11 protein-coding genes are annotated in these 14807 nt (G+C 71.1%); 6 read left to right on the top strand and 5 right to left on the bottom strand.

The annotated features are described in order from the left end of the window. Positions 1-24: 24 nt before the first annotated feature. Complete coding sequence (locus tag AQJ27_RS30445) at positions 25-1224, top strand: cytochrome P450 (RefSeq protein WP_067375577.1); 1200 nt, start codon at positions 25-27, stop codon at positions 1222-1224. Between the two features lie 12 nt (positions 1225-1236). On the opposite strand, the gene AQJ27_RS30440 is transcribed toward AQJ27_RS30445, so the two are convergent. The 4 genes from AQJ27_RS30440 to kdpB all read right to left on the bottom strand — a co-directional run bounded on the left by AQJ27_RS30440 (position 1237) and on the right by kdpB (position 5495). Then, positions 1237-2013: a GNAT family N-acetyltransferase gene (locus AQJ27_RS30440; RefSeq protein WP_067375575.1), complete on the bottom strand. Its 777-nt coding sequence runs from the start codon at positions 2011-2013 to the stop codon at positions 1237-1239. Positions 2014-2073: 60 nt separating this feature from the next. Next, entirely contained in the window at positions 2074-2151 is a 78-nt protein-coding gene (locus AQJ27_RS60865; protein WP_373306503.1) for a 50S ribosomal protein bL37, read from the bottom strand. 31 nt (positions 2152-2182) lie between these two features. Continuing rightward, positions 2183-3001 carry an SDR family NAD(P)-dependent oxidoreductase gene (locus AQJ27_RS30435; protein ID WP_067375573.1) on the bottom strand — a complete coding sequence of 273 codons (819 nt, stop codon included), beginning with the start codon at positions 2999-3001 and terminating at the stop codon, positions 2183-2185. Positions 3002-3341: 340 nt separating this feature from the next. Beyond that, positions 3342-5495 (bottom strand): potassium-transporting ATPase subunit KdpB, encoded by a 2154-nt coding sequence (gene kdpB / locus AQJ27_RS30430; RefSeq protein ID WP_067375570.1) that lies wholly within the window; start codon positions 5493-5495, stop codon positions 3342-3344. Between the two features lie 671 nt (positions 5496-6166). Between kdpB and AQJ27_RS30425 the strand changes: the two genes are divergently transcribed. Together AQJ27_RS30425 and AQJ27_RS30420 are read left to right on the top strand one after the other, a co-directional pair. Beyond that, the gene (locus AQJ27_RS30425; RefSeq protein WP_067375568.1) at positions 6167-6622 is read left to right on the top strand and encodes a hypothetical protein; all 456 of its coding nucleotides are present in this window, start codon (positions 6167-6169) and stop codon (positions 6620-6622) included. Between the two features lie 123 nt (positions 6623-6745). Continuing rightward, positions 6746-7612 (top strand): hypothetical protein, encoded by an 867-nt coding sequence (locus AQJ27_RS30420; RefSeq protein ID WP_067375566.1) that lies wholly within the window; start codon positions 6746-6748, stop codon positions 7610-7612. 59 nt (positions 7613-7671) lie between these two features. Here AQJ27_RS30420 and AQJ27_RS30415 read toward each other — a convergent pair whose 3' ends face one another. Next, the gene (locus AQJ27_RS30415; protein ID WP_067375564.1) at positions 7672-9264 is read right to left on the bottom strand and encodes a Na+/H+ antiporter; all 1593 of its coding nucleotides are present in this window, start codon (positions 9262-9264) and stop codon (positions 7672-7674) included. Positions 9265-9500: 236 nt separating this feature from the next. Here AQJ27_RS30415 and AQJ27_RS30410 point away from each other — a divergent pair, with 236 nt between their 5' ends. The 3 genes from AQJ27_RS30410 to AQJ27_RS30400 all read left to right on the top strand — a co-directional run bounded on the left by AQJ27_RS30410 (position 9501) and on the right by AQJ27_RS30400 (position 14607). Then, the gene (locus tag AQJ27_RS30410; RefSeq protein ID WP_235613772.1) at positions 9501-12107 is read left to right on the top strand and encodes an ATP-binding protein; all 2607 of its coding nucleotides are present in this window, start codon (positions 9501-9503) and stop codon (positions 12105-12107) included. Positions 12108-12324: 217 nt separating this feature from the next. Then, a complete protein-coding gene (locus AQJ27_RS30405) occupies positions 12325-12543 on the top strand; it encodes a hypothetical protein (RefSeq protein WP_067375562.1) in 219 nt (72 codons plus the stop codon). Between the two features lie 222 nt (positions 12544-12765). After that, positions 12766-14607, top strand: coding sequence for an APC family permease (locus AQJ27_RS30400; RefSeq protein WP_067375560.1), 1842 nt, complete (start codon positions 12766-12768; stop codon positions 14605-14607). Positions 14608-14807 lie beyond the last annotated feature (200 nt).

Raw genomic sequence — 14807 nt, 5'->3', positions numbered from 1 at the left:
TCCCGCCCACCGCAAGGAGCCACGATGGCCTCCGACACCCTGCTGGCCCGGATCACCGACTACGCCAACCGCCCCGACCCCTACCCGCTGTACGCCGAACTCCGCGAGGCCGGTCCCGCGGTGCGGCAGGCGGACGGCAGCTACCTGATCGGCACCTACCACGAGATCGTCGCGCTGCTGCACGACCCCAGGATGAGTGCCGATCCGCGCTCGCGCACCACTCCCGCTCCGTACAACGTGACACGACAACCGCCGTTCCTGCGGCTCGACGACCCCGAGCACCACCGGCTGCGCAACTCGGCCATGCGGCCGTTCGGGCCGCCGCACAGTCCGGGCCGGGTCGACTCCATGCGCGGCGAGATCGTCCAGCTGACCAAGGAACTGGCGGAAGTGTTCCAGGAGGGCAGGCAGATCGACGTCGTCGACGACTTCGCCTACCCACTGCCCGTGACCGTGATCTGCCGCCTGCTCGGCATCCCGCACAAGGATGAGCAGCTCTTCCAGGGCTGGACCGACATCCTCGTCGCGGCCGCCGACATCGGACCCGAAAGTGACACCGCCGACCGGGAGCAGGCGGCCGACCAGGCGCGGCAGGAGATGGGCCAGTACCTGGTCCAACTCGGCGAACAGCGCCGCGGTCGCCCCACCGGCGACATGCTCTCCGACCTCGTCAACGAACCGGACGCGGCCGTACGGCTCAGCACGGAAGACCTGGCGATCAACACCATCCTGCTGTTCATCGCCGGACACGAGACCACGGTCAATCTGGTCACCAACGGCGTCCTCACCCTGTTGCGCCAGCCCGACCAGCTGCACCGTCTGCGCGAAGACCCCGGCCTGCTGCCGCGAGCAGTTGAGGAACTGCTGCGCTACGAGCCGCCGGTCCACATGCGCGAGCGGGTTCCCCTCGTCGACATCGACGTCGCCGGCACCACGATCCCCGGCGGCACGTCCGTCATCCTGGCGCTGGCCTCGGGCAGCCGCGACCCCCTGCGGTTCAGCGAACCCGATCGGTTCGACCCCACCCGCCCGGACAACCAGCACGTCGGCTTCGGCAGCGGTATCCACCTGTGCTTCGGCGCGCCAGTCGCCCGTATCGAGGCCGAGGCCGCGCTCGGCGCACTGATCCCCCACCTCGACACGGCACGCCTGCTCCAGGACCCGCCCCCCTACCGGCAGAACGCCATGCTCCGCGGACCCCGCCACCTGCCCATCCAACTGTGAGGCCCCCAACGGCTATGCGGTGAGGTGGTCGTGCCGCGCGGGGCTTCCGGTCACGTAGTGCACGTACTCGCGCTCCAGTCGGAACCCGGCGGTCCAGGCGAGCAGGCGGCTGGGGCGGTTGTCGCGGGAGCAGGACCAGCTCGCGGTGTGGCCGCGGGCCGCGATGTCCGTGCACAGGGCGGTGACGCAGGCCAGGGCGAGGTGTTCGCGTCGGTGCTCGGGGACCGTGAGGCAGGCGACGTCCTCGTGTGTGCTGCTCAGGAGATAGGCGCAGGCGACGGCGAGGATGCGGTCCTTGTACAGGGCGGCCCAACCGAGGCCGGAGGCCGCGAGCGCGGTCGGTCCGCCCCACGTGCCGTGGATCCAGGCCGCGTCGGTGCCGAGTCCGGCGAGGGCCGGGGCGTGCTCGGGTGCCAGCCGTCGCACCGTCACGCCCCACGGGAGACGGGGTGTCGAGGAGGGCGGCATGCGCTGTACGTACACCATGCGCTCCCACGGCGTGACCTGGCCGAAGGTCGTGCCGAGGGCGGGGAGGAAGCGGTCGGGTGCGTCGATCCAGCAGTCGGCCAGCGGCGTGAGATCGCCGGCGGCGAGGGCGTCCGGGTCACCACGCAGCAGGGCGTGGTCGGCGCAGCGCACGGCGACGGCCCGCGGGTGTACCGCCCGGTCGGCCCACCATTGCCCGGTCCCGGTGGCCAGGGCGTGCTCGGCGAGGGCGGCGGGGCCGGGCGCCGCGGCGGGGAACCACCGGGAGAGGGCCGGGATCTGGTGAGGGAGGAGCTGGATCACGGGACTGCCTTTCACTGCGTACGGGGCGACCCCGGTGGGTGCTGGGGTCGCCCCTGGGGCTCAGCGCTGACCGGCCTTGCGGCCGTGGTTCGCCTTGTTCTTGCGGCGGGCCTTCTTCTTGCGGGTGCGCTTGGACATGTGCGTCAACTCCGGTGTATGAAAGGGAAGTTCAAGCGGTGCGGCCGACGAGCAGGTCGGCGAGCCTGTTGAGGCGCCTGATCGTGCGGTCCTCGGTGGCGGCCGGGGCCGGTGTGACGCGCTCGGCGCGGTCGTAGTAGGCGCCGTTGACGATCTCGACGGCCGGGTCGCAGAGCCGGGCCACGTGCGTGGCGCCTTCGGCGGGCGTGACGCCTTCGTGGGCGTACAGCGGCATCAGCGCCGTGTCGCAGACGCCGGGGTGGACGGAGACCGCGGTGACGCGCGGGTCGGCGGCGAAGACGGTGAGCGCGAGCTGCGACTGGGCGTAGGCGGCGAGCCGGGAGTAGCGGCGGGCGCGGTGGGGGTCGCTCCACTGGATGTTCGCGGTGCGGTGCAGGGACGACGAGACGTTGACGACCCGGCCGCCGGGGTCACTGGTGAGGGCGGGTTCCAGCAGGCAGGTCAGGAGGTAGTGGGCGAGGAAGTTGACCTGGAAGGCGATCTCGTTGCCGTCCGCGGTGACGGTGTGCCGCTCGGGCGCCGCGATGCCCGCGTTGTTGACGAGCACGTCGAGGTGCGGGTGCTGGGCGACGACCTGGTTCGCCAGGGACTCGACCTCGTCGAGGTGTGTGAAGTCGGCTGCCACCGGGCGGAGTCGGGCGGCGTCGATGCCTGCCATGGCGATCAGTCGGTCGGCGGCGGCGCGTGCCTCCTCGGCGGTGCGGCCGTGCAGCAGCACGGTGGCACCGCGTTCGGCGAGCTGCCGGGCGGTCTCCAGGCCGATGCCGGTGGTGGCTCCCGTGACGAGGGCGGTGCGGCCGGGAAGAGGGGAGAGGTCTTGGTCAGACATGGTCCATCCGGGGTTGCGGGCACGTCGGCGGCCCCAACGCGGGACGCCGGACAGGTGCGGATACGAAGGACGGGGCGCCGCAACGGATCACGGCGCCCCGAGGGCTACGGACGACGCGTCGGCGTCAGCGCGGAGCGGACGCGGGCGTTTCCGGGCAGCGAGGCGCACGACGGGTCGCGCCGGGACTCGGCGGCCGGTCGAAGAGAAGCCATGCGCTGTTCACAGGTTCCATGGAAGCCGCCCCGCACGCTCCCGACAAGCGCAACTCCCCTTCCCATACGTGCCCCTGACGTGCAAGGACGTTTCCCTGACGGGCTCCGCCCGGCCGCCAGGAGCCTCCTCATCCCAGCCCGGGCACCCCGGAGATCACCAGGTCGATCAGCTTGATGCCGACGAAGGGCAGGACGAGCCCGCCGAGGCCGTACAGCATGAGGTTGCGCCGCAGCAGGTCGTGCGCCGACGACGGCGTGTAGCGCACGCCCCGCAGCGCGAGCGGAATCAGCGCGACGATGATGAGCGCGTTGAAGATGATCGCCGAGGTGATCGCGGAGGTGGGGCTGTGCAGGCCCATGATGTTGAGCGACTTCAGCCCCGGGTAGGCCCCCGCGAACATCGCCGGGATGATCGCGAAGTACTTCGCCACGTCGTTCGTGATGGAGAACGTCGTCAGCGCGCCCCGCGTGATCAGCAGTTGTTTCCCGATCTCGACGATCTCGATGAGCTTCGTCGGGTTGGAGTCCAGGTCGACCATGTTCCCGGCCTCCTTGGCGGCCGCGGTGCCGGTGTTCATGGCCACGCCGACATCGGCCTGCGCCAGCGCCGGCGCGTCGTTCGTGCCGTCCCCGGTCATGGCGACGAGCTTGCCGCCCTCCTGCTCCCGTTTGATCAGCGCGAGCTTGTCCTCGGGGGTCGCCTCGGCCAAGTAGTCGTCCACACCTGCCTCTTCGGCGATGGCACGGGCGGTGAGCGGGTTGTCGCCGGTGATCATCACCGTGCGGATGCCCATCCGGCGCAGCTCGGCGAAGCGCTCGCGGATGCCGTCCTTGACGACGTCCTTCAGATGAATCAGGCCCAGTACCCGCGGCCCGTCCCAGTCGTGCACGGCCACCAGGAGCGGAGTACCGCCCGATCCGGCCACGGAGACCGTCAACGACCGTGCCTCGGGCGGGACGTGGCCGCCGTACATCTGAACCCACTCGATGACCTCCTGGGCGGCGCCCTTGCGGATCGCGCACACCGCACCGTTGTCCCAGCGCAGATCGACGCCGCTCATCCGGGTCTGGGCAGTGAACTTCACCCACCGGGCATGGCTCAGCTCGCCCTCGGCGGGCGCCCGCAGCCCGTACCGCTCCTTCGCCAGTACGACGACGGAGCGGCCCTCCGGTGTCTCGTCGGCCAGGGACGACAGCTGGGCGGCGCCGGCGAGTTGTTCTTCCGTGATGCCGGGCAGCGGCACGAACGCGGTGGCCTTACGGTTGCCGAGGGTGATGGTGCCGGTCTTGTCGAGGAGGAGGGTGCCCACGTCGCCGGCGGCCTCGACCGCGCGGCCGGACATGGCGAGGACGTTGCGCTGGACGAGGCGGTCCATGCCCGCGATGCCGATCGCGGACAGCAGGGCGCCGATCGTCGTGGGGATGAGGGTGACGAGGAGGGCGACGAGGACGGTGGTGGACTGGGCGGCGTCGGCGTACTCGGCCATCGGCTGGAGGGTGACGACGACCAGGACGAAGATGATCGTGAGCGCGGCGAGCAGGATGTTCAGCGCGATCTCGTTCGGGGTCTTCTGGCGCGAGGCCCCCTCGACCAGAGCGATCATCCGGTCGAGGAAGGAGTGGCCCGGGCGGGCGCTGACGCGGACGACGATGCGGTCGGAGAGGACGGTCGTGCCGCCGGTGACGCCGCTGCGGTCGCCGCCCGATTCGCGGATGACGGGTGCGGATTCCCCTGTGACGGCGGATTCGTCGACGGCCGCGACGCCGTCGACGACATCGCCGTCGGCCGGTATCAGCTCGCCCGCCTCGACCAGGACGACGTCGAGCGGTTTGAGGTCGGTGGCGGCCACGGCCTCCGTCTCGGCGTGCCGCAGGTCGATGCCGTAGTTCCAGTGGCGCAGGCGTAGCGCGACGGTGTCCGTACGGGCTCTGCGCAGCGACTCGGCCTGTGCTTTGCCGCGGCCTTCGGCGACGGCCTCCGCGAGGTTGGCGAAGATCACCGTCAGCCACAGCCAGGCGCTGATCACCCAGGTGAAGACGTCGGGGTGGAGGACCGCGGAAAGGGTGGTGAGGACGGCCCCGACGGAGACGACGAACAGCACGGGGTTTTTGACCAGGACCCGCGGGTGCAGTTTGCGCAGCGCCTCGGGGAACGACTGAACGAGCTGCGTCGGCTCGAACAGCCCGCCCGGTGCCCGGCGTTTCGCCCCTCCGTCCGATCCGGGCCGGGGGGTGCGCCGAGGGTGGGACGGCGGGGCTTGCTGGGGAGCGGCGGAGAACATGGGGACCTTCGTGCCTCGGTGGGGAGCCGGGCCCACGCGCACAAGGCACGCCGGCGACCGGTCGGGCTGACAGAGCGTGTGGTGGCCGCCGGGCTCTGCGGTGCCGGGGTCACGGCACCGCAGAGCTGCGCACGGGCGTCGGCGGCGCGATGACGACGAGAACGCCGCCGCGTGCTCGACCGCCGGGAGGCCATTCGGATGCCTTCGGGTGAGGAAGGCGACCGAGGGTGCTTCCGGGGTGAAGCCGTCATGTCACCGACGTCCGAGGCCTCTCCGGCGGCCGAGGGGAAATCTAGCCCGGCCGCACCTTCGAACCGCACGGCCGAGCAGGGAATTTGCGCCTCTCTTACGGCCGGTCGGAGCGTGACATCAAGGCCCCGTCAAGGTCACCTGAGAAGGCGTCAGGAGATCATCAACGCACGACGTCGGTGGCCGAAACCGGTTCCAGACTGAGCGCCGCGGGGGGACACGGGCGACCGTCCGTGGCGTGACGTTGGAGGGCCGTGACCTCCCCCAAGTTCTCGGCTTCGCTCGAACAGGGGGGACCGCCATGGCCGTCACCACGCGCAGTCCTGAGGCGGGGGCCGGGACCAGCGCACAGTCACAGCACAGACCGGTCGCCCGGCCCGGGGGTGGACCCGGCCCGCGGCCCGGAGGGGGGCCGCGGCCGGGTGGCCCCGGGGCGTCGCCTCCGCCGCGAGGCCGTGGCCGCGTGGGCCGCTCTGCGCCGCCGCTACTGGGTCTCCCTGCCCGCGCGGCTGCGTCTCCTGCGCGTGGCCACGGTCTCGCTCGCCGTCGCCCTGGCCCTGTTGCTTGCCCTGGCAGGGCTCGCCGCGACCAGCACCTGGGACACCGTCGCGGGCCGTGACGCGCCCCGCACCACCAGCGCCGCCGACCTCGACCTCGCCCTGAACGACATGGACGCGCAGGCCGCCAACCTTCTGCTGGCCGGCGGCGACGGGGGCAGGGGGCGCCTGGCGACGCCGTACGAGAAGGCGGTCGGCTTCTACGGGGACGCGCGCCGCGCGATCGGCCACGACCTGCGCACGCTCGCCGTCGCCGCCCAGGGCGACGCCGCCGACGAGCACACCGTGGAGTCCCTGACCGACGACTTCGCCGAGTACTAGGAGCTGATCGGCCGCGCCCTGGAGAACGACGGCCGCACCGGCGGTGAACCGGCCGCACTCGGGGACTACCGCAAGGCCACCGACCTGCTGCGGAACCACCTCCTGCCAGACGCACGGAAGCTGGTGGACTCCAACAACAGGGCGTTCAACACGCGGTACGCACAAACCCGTTCCACCCTGGCGACCCAGCTCGTCGTCGCCGTCGTCCTCGGCGTACTGCTCCTCGTCCTACTCGGCGTCCTCCAGTGGTACCTGGGCCGCCGCTTCCACCGGATCCTCAACCCCGGCGTCCTGGCCGCCACGGTCTGCGCGGTGCTCGCCGTCCTCCTCGGCATCCAGGCGCTGTCGGCCACCGCCGAGCACCTGCGCGGGGCACGGCGTGACGCCTTCGACTCCGTCGTCGCGCTCTCCCGAGCCCGCGCGATCGCCTACGACGCGAACGCCGACGAGAGCCGCTATCTCCTCGACCCCGAGCGCCGGGACCAGTACGCGCAGGCCTTCCTCGCCAAGTCGCAGGAGCTGTACGGGCTCAAGGGCGCGACGCTCACCACGTACGACGACGGGCTCGCCACGACGTGGCAGGCATACGGCTCCGACCACGACGACCTGCGCTTCACCGGCGAGTTCCGGCGAGAACTCGACAACATCACCTTCGTCGGCGAGCGGGCCGCGGCGGAGAAGACGGTCGAGGCGTACGCCGTGTACCAGCGCGACGACCGCAAGATCCGCGCCCTGTTCGCGCAGGGGAAGGAACGCGAGGCCGTCGCGTTCTGCATGGGCTGGGAACCGGGCACGTCCAACGCCCACTTCGGGGCCTGGATGACGGCGCTGGACCAGGTGACGGACATCAACCGCCGGCACTACACCGCCTCGGTCCGGGCCGGCCGCTCGGCAGTGGCGGACCTGCTGCCCGGCGCCCTGGGAGCCCTGATCTCGGCGGCCGCGCTCACCGCCCTCGGGCTACGGCCGCGGCTCGCCGAGTTCCGCTGACCGTGAATCACCCACGGGCCGCCCCCCAGTCAGGGACACCTGGTCAGGGACGCTCAAAATCAGTCGCGGGGCAGCCCGTAAGCGTCCGCGAGTCGTGCCTCCTCCAGGTCCAGCGAGCGTTGCAGGCGGCGGCGGGTCGTGTCGCTGATGCGGTGCTGGTCGTACAGACGCTGGAGCTCGGCCTCCTCGACCGTGATCAGGTCGCGTCGTAGCTGGCGATAGGTGAGGTCGGCGGACTCCGTCGGGGTGCCGTCGCCGTCGGGCTGCCCGAGGCGATCGCTCGCGTCGTCGAGGCGGGCCGTCAGGCCGCGGCGGAGCCGGTCGAGGACGATGTCGGGGACGGCTTCGAGTTCGGATATCTCGTCCAGGCGGCTCAGGCCCGCGTTGGCCAGGCTGCAGCGGGCCTGAGCCTCCTCGCGTTCGGTGTGGTCGGGTTCCAGCGCGATGCCCGAGCGCCGTACGACAGATGCCAGCGTGAAGCCCTGCACGACGAGTGTGGCGACCACGACCGACGTGGTCAGGACGAGGACCAGCGGGCGCTCCGTGAGCGTGGCCCCGGCCTTCGTGGTGACCGGGATGGACAGGGCGGCGGCCAGGGGGACCACGCCGCGGGTGCCCGCCCAGGTCAGTACGACCGGCACCCGCCAGTTCATGCGCTGGATACCGCCCTTGCGCTGCACCACCGCGGACAGCGGCGCCAGCCACAGCATGCGCATGGCGATCAGCGTGGCGGCGACGGCGAGCGCGTACAGCGGCCAGGCCCGGCTGCCGTCGGACAGGGCCCGCACCTGGGCCGGCAGCGCCAGCCCGATGAGCGAGAACACCACGCTCTCCAGCAGGAAGACCACCGTGCCGTAGACGGCGTGCAGTTGGAGGCGTATGCGGGCGTTGGTGAGGCGGTCGCCCCGGCCGCCGAGGACGACCCCGGCCACCACCACCGAGGTGACACCCGACGCGTGCGCCGCCTCGGCCAGGACGTAGGCCGCGTACGGCGTGACGAGGGCGATCACCGTCTCCAGGACCGGGTCCTCGGTGCGCCGCCGGATCAGCGTCACCACGCCCGCCACTGCCCCGCCGATGAGCATGCCGCCACCCGCCAGCAGCGCGAACTCACCCGCCGCCGCACCCCAGCCGACCGCTGCCGATGCCACGGCGACGCTCACCGCGACCCGGAAGAGGACGAGCGAGGTCGCGTCGTTGAAGAGGCTCTCGGCCTGGACCAGGACCTGGACCTTGGGCGGCAGCGCGAGCCGTCTGCCGAGCGCGGTGACCGCCACCGGGTCGGTGCTCGCGAGCACAGCGCCCAGCACGAGCGCCATCTGCCACGACAGCGGGGTGACCAGGGAGGCGACCGCCCCGACCGCGGCCGCCGAGGCGAGGACCAGGCCTATCGACAGCACCCCGACCGGCTTCCACACGGCGCGCAACTCGCGCCAGGGCAGTTCCTCGGCACTCGCGTACAGGAGCGGTGGCAGTACGACGAGTCCGATGATCTCGGGGCTGATCTGGATCTCCGGGGTCCCCGGCAACAGTGCGACGGCGAGGCCCGCGACGACGAGCAGGGAGGGCGCGGGGATCCGCCAACGGCGCGCGAAGGTGGCCACCACGGTGGCGAGGACCACGAGAGCCAGGACCGTTCCTACGCTGCGCATGCCATCCCTTTGGCCATGAGAAGGAGACCTTGTGGCTCCCTGCCGACCAGACTTCCCGGCACACCGCTTTCACCCTATCGGGCCAGGGCCCGTCAAAGCAGTGTCAACGTCCATGTGACCAGCGCCAAGGATGCGTCAATGAGCGCGCAGAACGACTCGCACAAGCGCTTCGGTAGGGGGAAGTAACCCTTCCCTCCGGGGAATTGATCTCCAGTGAGCGGAGCACGTCGGCTGCGATGAGTGACGTACGGACCGACATGAGTGACGTACGGACTGGCGGGGGTGACGTACTGCCCGGTGCGGGTGACGTACTGCCTGGTGCGGGTGACGTACGGCCCGGTGCGGGTGACGTACGGCCCGGACGGTTGAAGGTCTATCTGGGGGCGGCGCCGGGGGTCGGCAAGACCTACCGCATGCTCGACGAGGCGCGCCGCAGGGCGGCGCGCGGCGCGGATGTGGTGGTGGGGTTCGTGGAGTGCCACGGGCGTCCTGGCACGGAGGCGATGCTCGACGGCCTGGAGGTCGTACCGCGGGCGCCCTGCGCCTATCGCGGCGGGGAGTTCGAGGAGATGGACCTCGCCGCGGTCCTCGCGCGCCGGCCGCAGGTCGCGTTGGTGGACGAGATCGCCCACAGCAACGTGCCAGGAGGCGGTCGCAACGCCAAGCGCTGGCAGGACATCGAGCAGCTGCTCGCCGCCGGGATAGACGTCGTCACGGCGCTGAACATCCAGCATCTGGAGTCCCTCAACGACGTCGTCGAGAAGATCACGCGAGTGCCGCAGCGCGAGACGGTGCCCGACGAGGTCGTACGACGGGCACAGCAGATCGAACTCGTGGACATTCCGCCGGAGGGGCTGCGCCGCCGGATGGCGCACGGCAACATCTACGCGCCCCAGAAGGTCGACGCCGCCCTCGCCAACTACTTCCGCCCCGGCAACCTGACCGCACTGCGCCAGCTCGCCCTGCTGTGGGTGGCCGACCGGGTGGACGAGGCGCTCCAGTCGTACCGCTCGGAGCATGGCATCGGCGGGGTGTGGGAGATCCGGGAGCGGGTCGTGGTCGCCCTCACCGGCGGGCCGGAGGGAGACACCCTCGTCCGGCGGGCCGCCCGGATCGCCGACCGGTCGGCGGGCGGTGATCTGCTCGCCGTGCATGTGACCCGCAGCGACGGTCTCGCCGCCGGCACCTCGCACGCCTCGCTCGCCCGGCAGCGACGGCTGGTCGAGGACCTGGGCGGGAGCTATCACTCGGTCGTCGGCGACGACGTGCCCACCGCCCTGGTCGACTTCGCGCGCGCCGAGAACGCCACCCAGCTCGTCCTCGGCACCAGCCGCCGCGGCCGCATCGAACGTTTCCTCACGGGACGTGGCACCGGCGAGACGGTCGTCGAACTCTCCGGCGACATCGACATCCACACGGTCACGCACGAACGCGCCGGGCGCGGCACGCTGCTGCCCTCCCGCCGCCGTACCCTCTCGCGAGTACGAAGGATCGCGGGCCCGGTGGCCGGACTGCTGCTGCCTGTGGCGCTCACCTTCCTGCTCGATCTCGACTGGGCCCGGGACCGGCTCAACCTCACCAGCGAGGCGCTGCTGTTCCTGCTCACCGTGGTGGGTGTGGCCTGCATAGGCGGGGTGGTCTCGGCGGTGATCGCCTCGGTGACGGCGTCCCTGCTGCTCAACTACTGGTTCATCCCGCCCGTCGGCCAGTTCACGCTGGACGACCCGAACGCGCTGCTGGCGCTGGCGGTCTTCGCGGTGGTGGCCGCCATAGTGGCTGCTGTCGTGGACCGCTCGCTGCGCCTGTCGCGGCGCTCGGCGCGGGCCACCGCGGAGGCGGAGACCATGTCCTCGCTCGCCGGCACCATCGTGCGCGGTGGTGCGACGATCCCGGCGCTGGTGGAACGCACGCGCGAGACGTTCGGTATGGACTCGGCGGAACTGGTGGACGAGCCGCCCGGAGACAACGGCGCGACGGTCGTGCCCGCGGGGCCCGGCGCCTTCCTCGTCCTGCGCGGGCGCGCCCTGCCCTCCTCCGAGCGGCGTGTCCTTGCCGCCTTCGCCGCGCATGTGGGCTCGGCGGTCGAACGGACCAGGCTCGCGGAGGCCGCCGCCGAGGTCGAACCGGTCAGGGCGGCCGACCGGATGCGTACGGCGCTGCTGCGGGCGGTCGGCCACGATCTGCGCACGCCTCTCGCGGCGGGCTGGGCCGCCGTCTCCTCGCTGCGCAGCCGGGACGTCGACTTCTCCGACGAGGACCGGGAGGAACTCCTGGCGACCGCGGACGAGTCCATGGCCAAGCTCAACCGCCTGGTCGAGAACCTCCTGGACCTCAGCCGCCTTCAGGCGGGCGTGCTCACGCTGAACCTGCGGGCCACGGCATTGGAAGAGGTCCTCCCGGCGGCGCTGGCCGACACCCCCGAAGTCGAGGTGGCGGACCTGGAGGGGGTTCCGGCCGTGCTGGCCGATCCCCCACTCCTGGAACGCGTGATCGCGAACCTCGTCGCCAACGCCGCCCGGCACAGTCCGGCCGGGCGCAAGGTGCTGCTGACCGCCAGTGCCCACGCGGGCCGCGTCGAGGTGCGGGTCGTCGACCGGGGCCCCGGCCTGCCCCCCAATGACCGTGACCGCATCTTCGAGCCCTTCCAGCGTCTGGGTGACACCGACAACACCACGGGCCTCGGCCTGGGCCTGGCACTCTCGCGGGGCCTGACGGAGGCGATGGACGGCACCCTCACGCCGGAGGACACTCCCGGCGGGGGCCTGACCATGGTGTTGTCCCTGCCCTTCGGCGAGCGGACGGAGCACCCCGGTGGTGCGCGGAGCGTAAGAGGCAGCGTATGAGCGCCAAGTCCTGGGGCACCGCATACGGAACGTTGACGCCGAACCCTCGCCCACCAGGAACCGGGTGCGTCCGCGCATCCGTTCTTGACTGATGTGACGTCAACTCTCCATCTCCGTACGTGACTTGGTCCCCGTCTGGCCACGCTTGCCGTGCTCTCCGGCGCGCACGAGGACGACCCGGCGAGCGAGGACAGTGCCGAAACGCCGGGCGAGGACAGTGCCGAAACGCCGGGGCGAGGACGGCACACAGCCGCTGCCGGACACCCGCACCGCCTGTTACCGGCAGTTCACACACGGCCGACTGATGTTCGAGGAGGTCACCCGTCACCACGTGCCCGAGCCGGCCACCGGGGAGGCCGCGGCCCGCCGGGTGCTGCGGCTGATCGCGGGCTTCGTCGGGCTCGCCGCGTTCCTGCTCGTCCCTGCTCGTCCTTGACGCCCGGTCGTAGCGCATGCCGTCGGGAAGGGATTCGCCCCGACGGGAGTCGTGTGGTGCACGCAGCCGTCAAGGCCGCGTCAAGGTCGGGGGTTTCGGCGCGAAGAAGGCGCAAGGAAGGGTCGGAGTCGGCGGGACGTGGACAGAACCTGGGCGCACCCGCGCATCGCCTCCCCGCGTGCGCGGGTCTTTTCGTGCAGTTCGTGAAGGAGCCCGTTTTCCATGTCTGTCCTTACCGCCGCGCCCGGCGCAGCCCCCGCCGACGAGGAGCTGCCGGATACCGGTGAGCGTCATCGTTTGACCGCCTTGACGGGTCTGGCTGCTCTGTCGCTGGATGCGATGGCGTCGGTGGCGTACGGGCCGGAGGCGATTGTTCTGGTGCTGGCGGCGGCGGGTGCGCAGGGGCTCGGTTTCACGTTGCCGGTGACGTTGGGCATCGCGGGGTTGCTGGCGGTGCTGGTGGCTTCGTACCGGCAGGTGATCGCGGCGTTTCCCGATGGTGGCGGGTCGTATGCGGTGGCCAGGGCGCATCTGGGTGCGCGTACGAGCCTGGTGGCGGCGGCGTCGCTGGTGCTGGATTACGTGCTGAATGTGGCGGTGGCTGTCACGGCGGGGGTGGCGGCGCTGACGTCGGCGTTTCCTGAGCTGTACGGGGAGCGGTTGTGGCTGTGTCTGGCCGTGCTGGTGCTGATCACGGGGGTGAATCTGCGGGGCATTGTGGAGTCGGCGCGGGTGTTCATCGTGCCGACGGCGGTTTTCGTGGTGTCGGTTCTGGTGCTGATCGCGGTGGGTCTGTTCCGGTCCGCGCCTGTCAGCACTGCGGCTGCTGCTGGGCATGCCTCGGTTCTTGCGGGCAATGCGACGACGGTCGGTGCGCTGCTGTTGCTGAAGGCTTTCGCTTCGGGGTGCAGTGCGCTCACGGGTGTGGAGGCGCTGGCCAATGCCGTGCCGTCGTTCCGTGTGCCGCGGGTGCGGCGGGCGCAGCGGGCGGAGGTGGCGCTGGGGGCTGTCCTGGGGGTGATGCTGATCGGCTTGTCGGTTCTCATCTCGCGTTTCCACCTCCAGCCGGTCGAAGGTGTCACGGTCCTGGCTCAGCTTGCGGATGCTTCGCTCGGGCACAACTGGGCTTTCTACGTCATCCAGTTCGCCACGATGATTCTGCTGGCGCTGTCCGCGAACACCTCCTTCGGTGGCCTGCCCGTGCTGCTGAAGCTGCTCGCCCGCGACAACTACCTCCCGCACGTCTTCGCCCTGAAGGCCGACCGGCAGGTCCACCGCCACGGTGTGCTCGCGCTGGCCCTGGTCTCGGCGGCGCTGCTCGTCTTCTCCGGCGGCGACACCAACACCCTGGTGCCGCTGTTCGCGATCGGTGTCTTCATCGGCTTCACCATCGCGCAGGTGGGGATGGTCCGGCACTGGCGCGGTGAGCGGGGGAGGGGGTGGCGGGGCAGGGCGGCGCTGAATGGTGTCGGTGCGGTGCTCACGGGTGTCTCGGCGATGGTGGTGACGGCGGCCAAGTTCGCGGACGGTGCTTGGCTGATAGTGATCGCCGTGCCGTTGCTGGTGGCCGCCTTCGAGACGGTGCACCGGGCGTATGGGCGGATCGGTGAGCGACTGGGCTTGGGGCGGATTCCCGAGCCGCCGCACCGCGCGCGTTCGCTGGTGATCGTTCCGGTGTCCCACCTGTCCCGGCTGACCGTGGAGGCACTGAACGCCGCCGCCTCCCTCGGCGACGAGGTGCGCGCCGTCACGGTGTGCCACCCCGACACCGAGGACCGCGCCCAGGTCGCGGCCCTGGAGAGCGCTTGGGAGGAGTGGAACCCTGGGTTCCCACTCGTTCGGCTTGCCTCCGAGCGCAGGGCACTCGGCCGCCCCATAGCGTCGTACGTGTGTCGTATAGCGGTCTACGAGCCCGGCACCCGGGTCACCGTGCTGATCCCCGAGGTCGAGCCGGACCGGCTGTGGCAGCGGCTGCTCCAGAACCAGCGGGGCGCTGTGGTCGCCCACGCGGTGCGCCGTGACACGGACGCGGTGATCTGCCGACTGCGGTTCCGCATCTCGTGACACCTCACCTTGACGGCCCACACCTCGCTGGTGTGGGCCGTCGACGATGCGGACGGACGGGGGATTGGTTCCCGCAGCTGGACGAGTCGGCCGTAAGAGTTCCGTCAAAGGCGTACGAGCCTCCGTATGGGAGGTGTCAACGGCGCTCGAATTCGGCCAGAGAGGCGGTTTCCTCTACCCGTCCGTTCCATTCATTCCGC

Source organism: Streptomyces olivochromogenes (assembly GCF_001514115.1).
Taxonomy (GTDB): Bacteria; Actinomycetota; Actinomycetes; order Streptomycetales; family Streptomycetaceae; genus Streptomyces; species Streptomyces olivochromogenes.
This window is presented reverse-complemented; position numbering and strand designations above follow the sequence as displayed.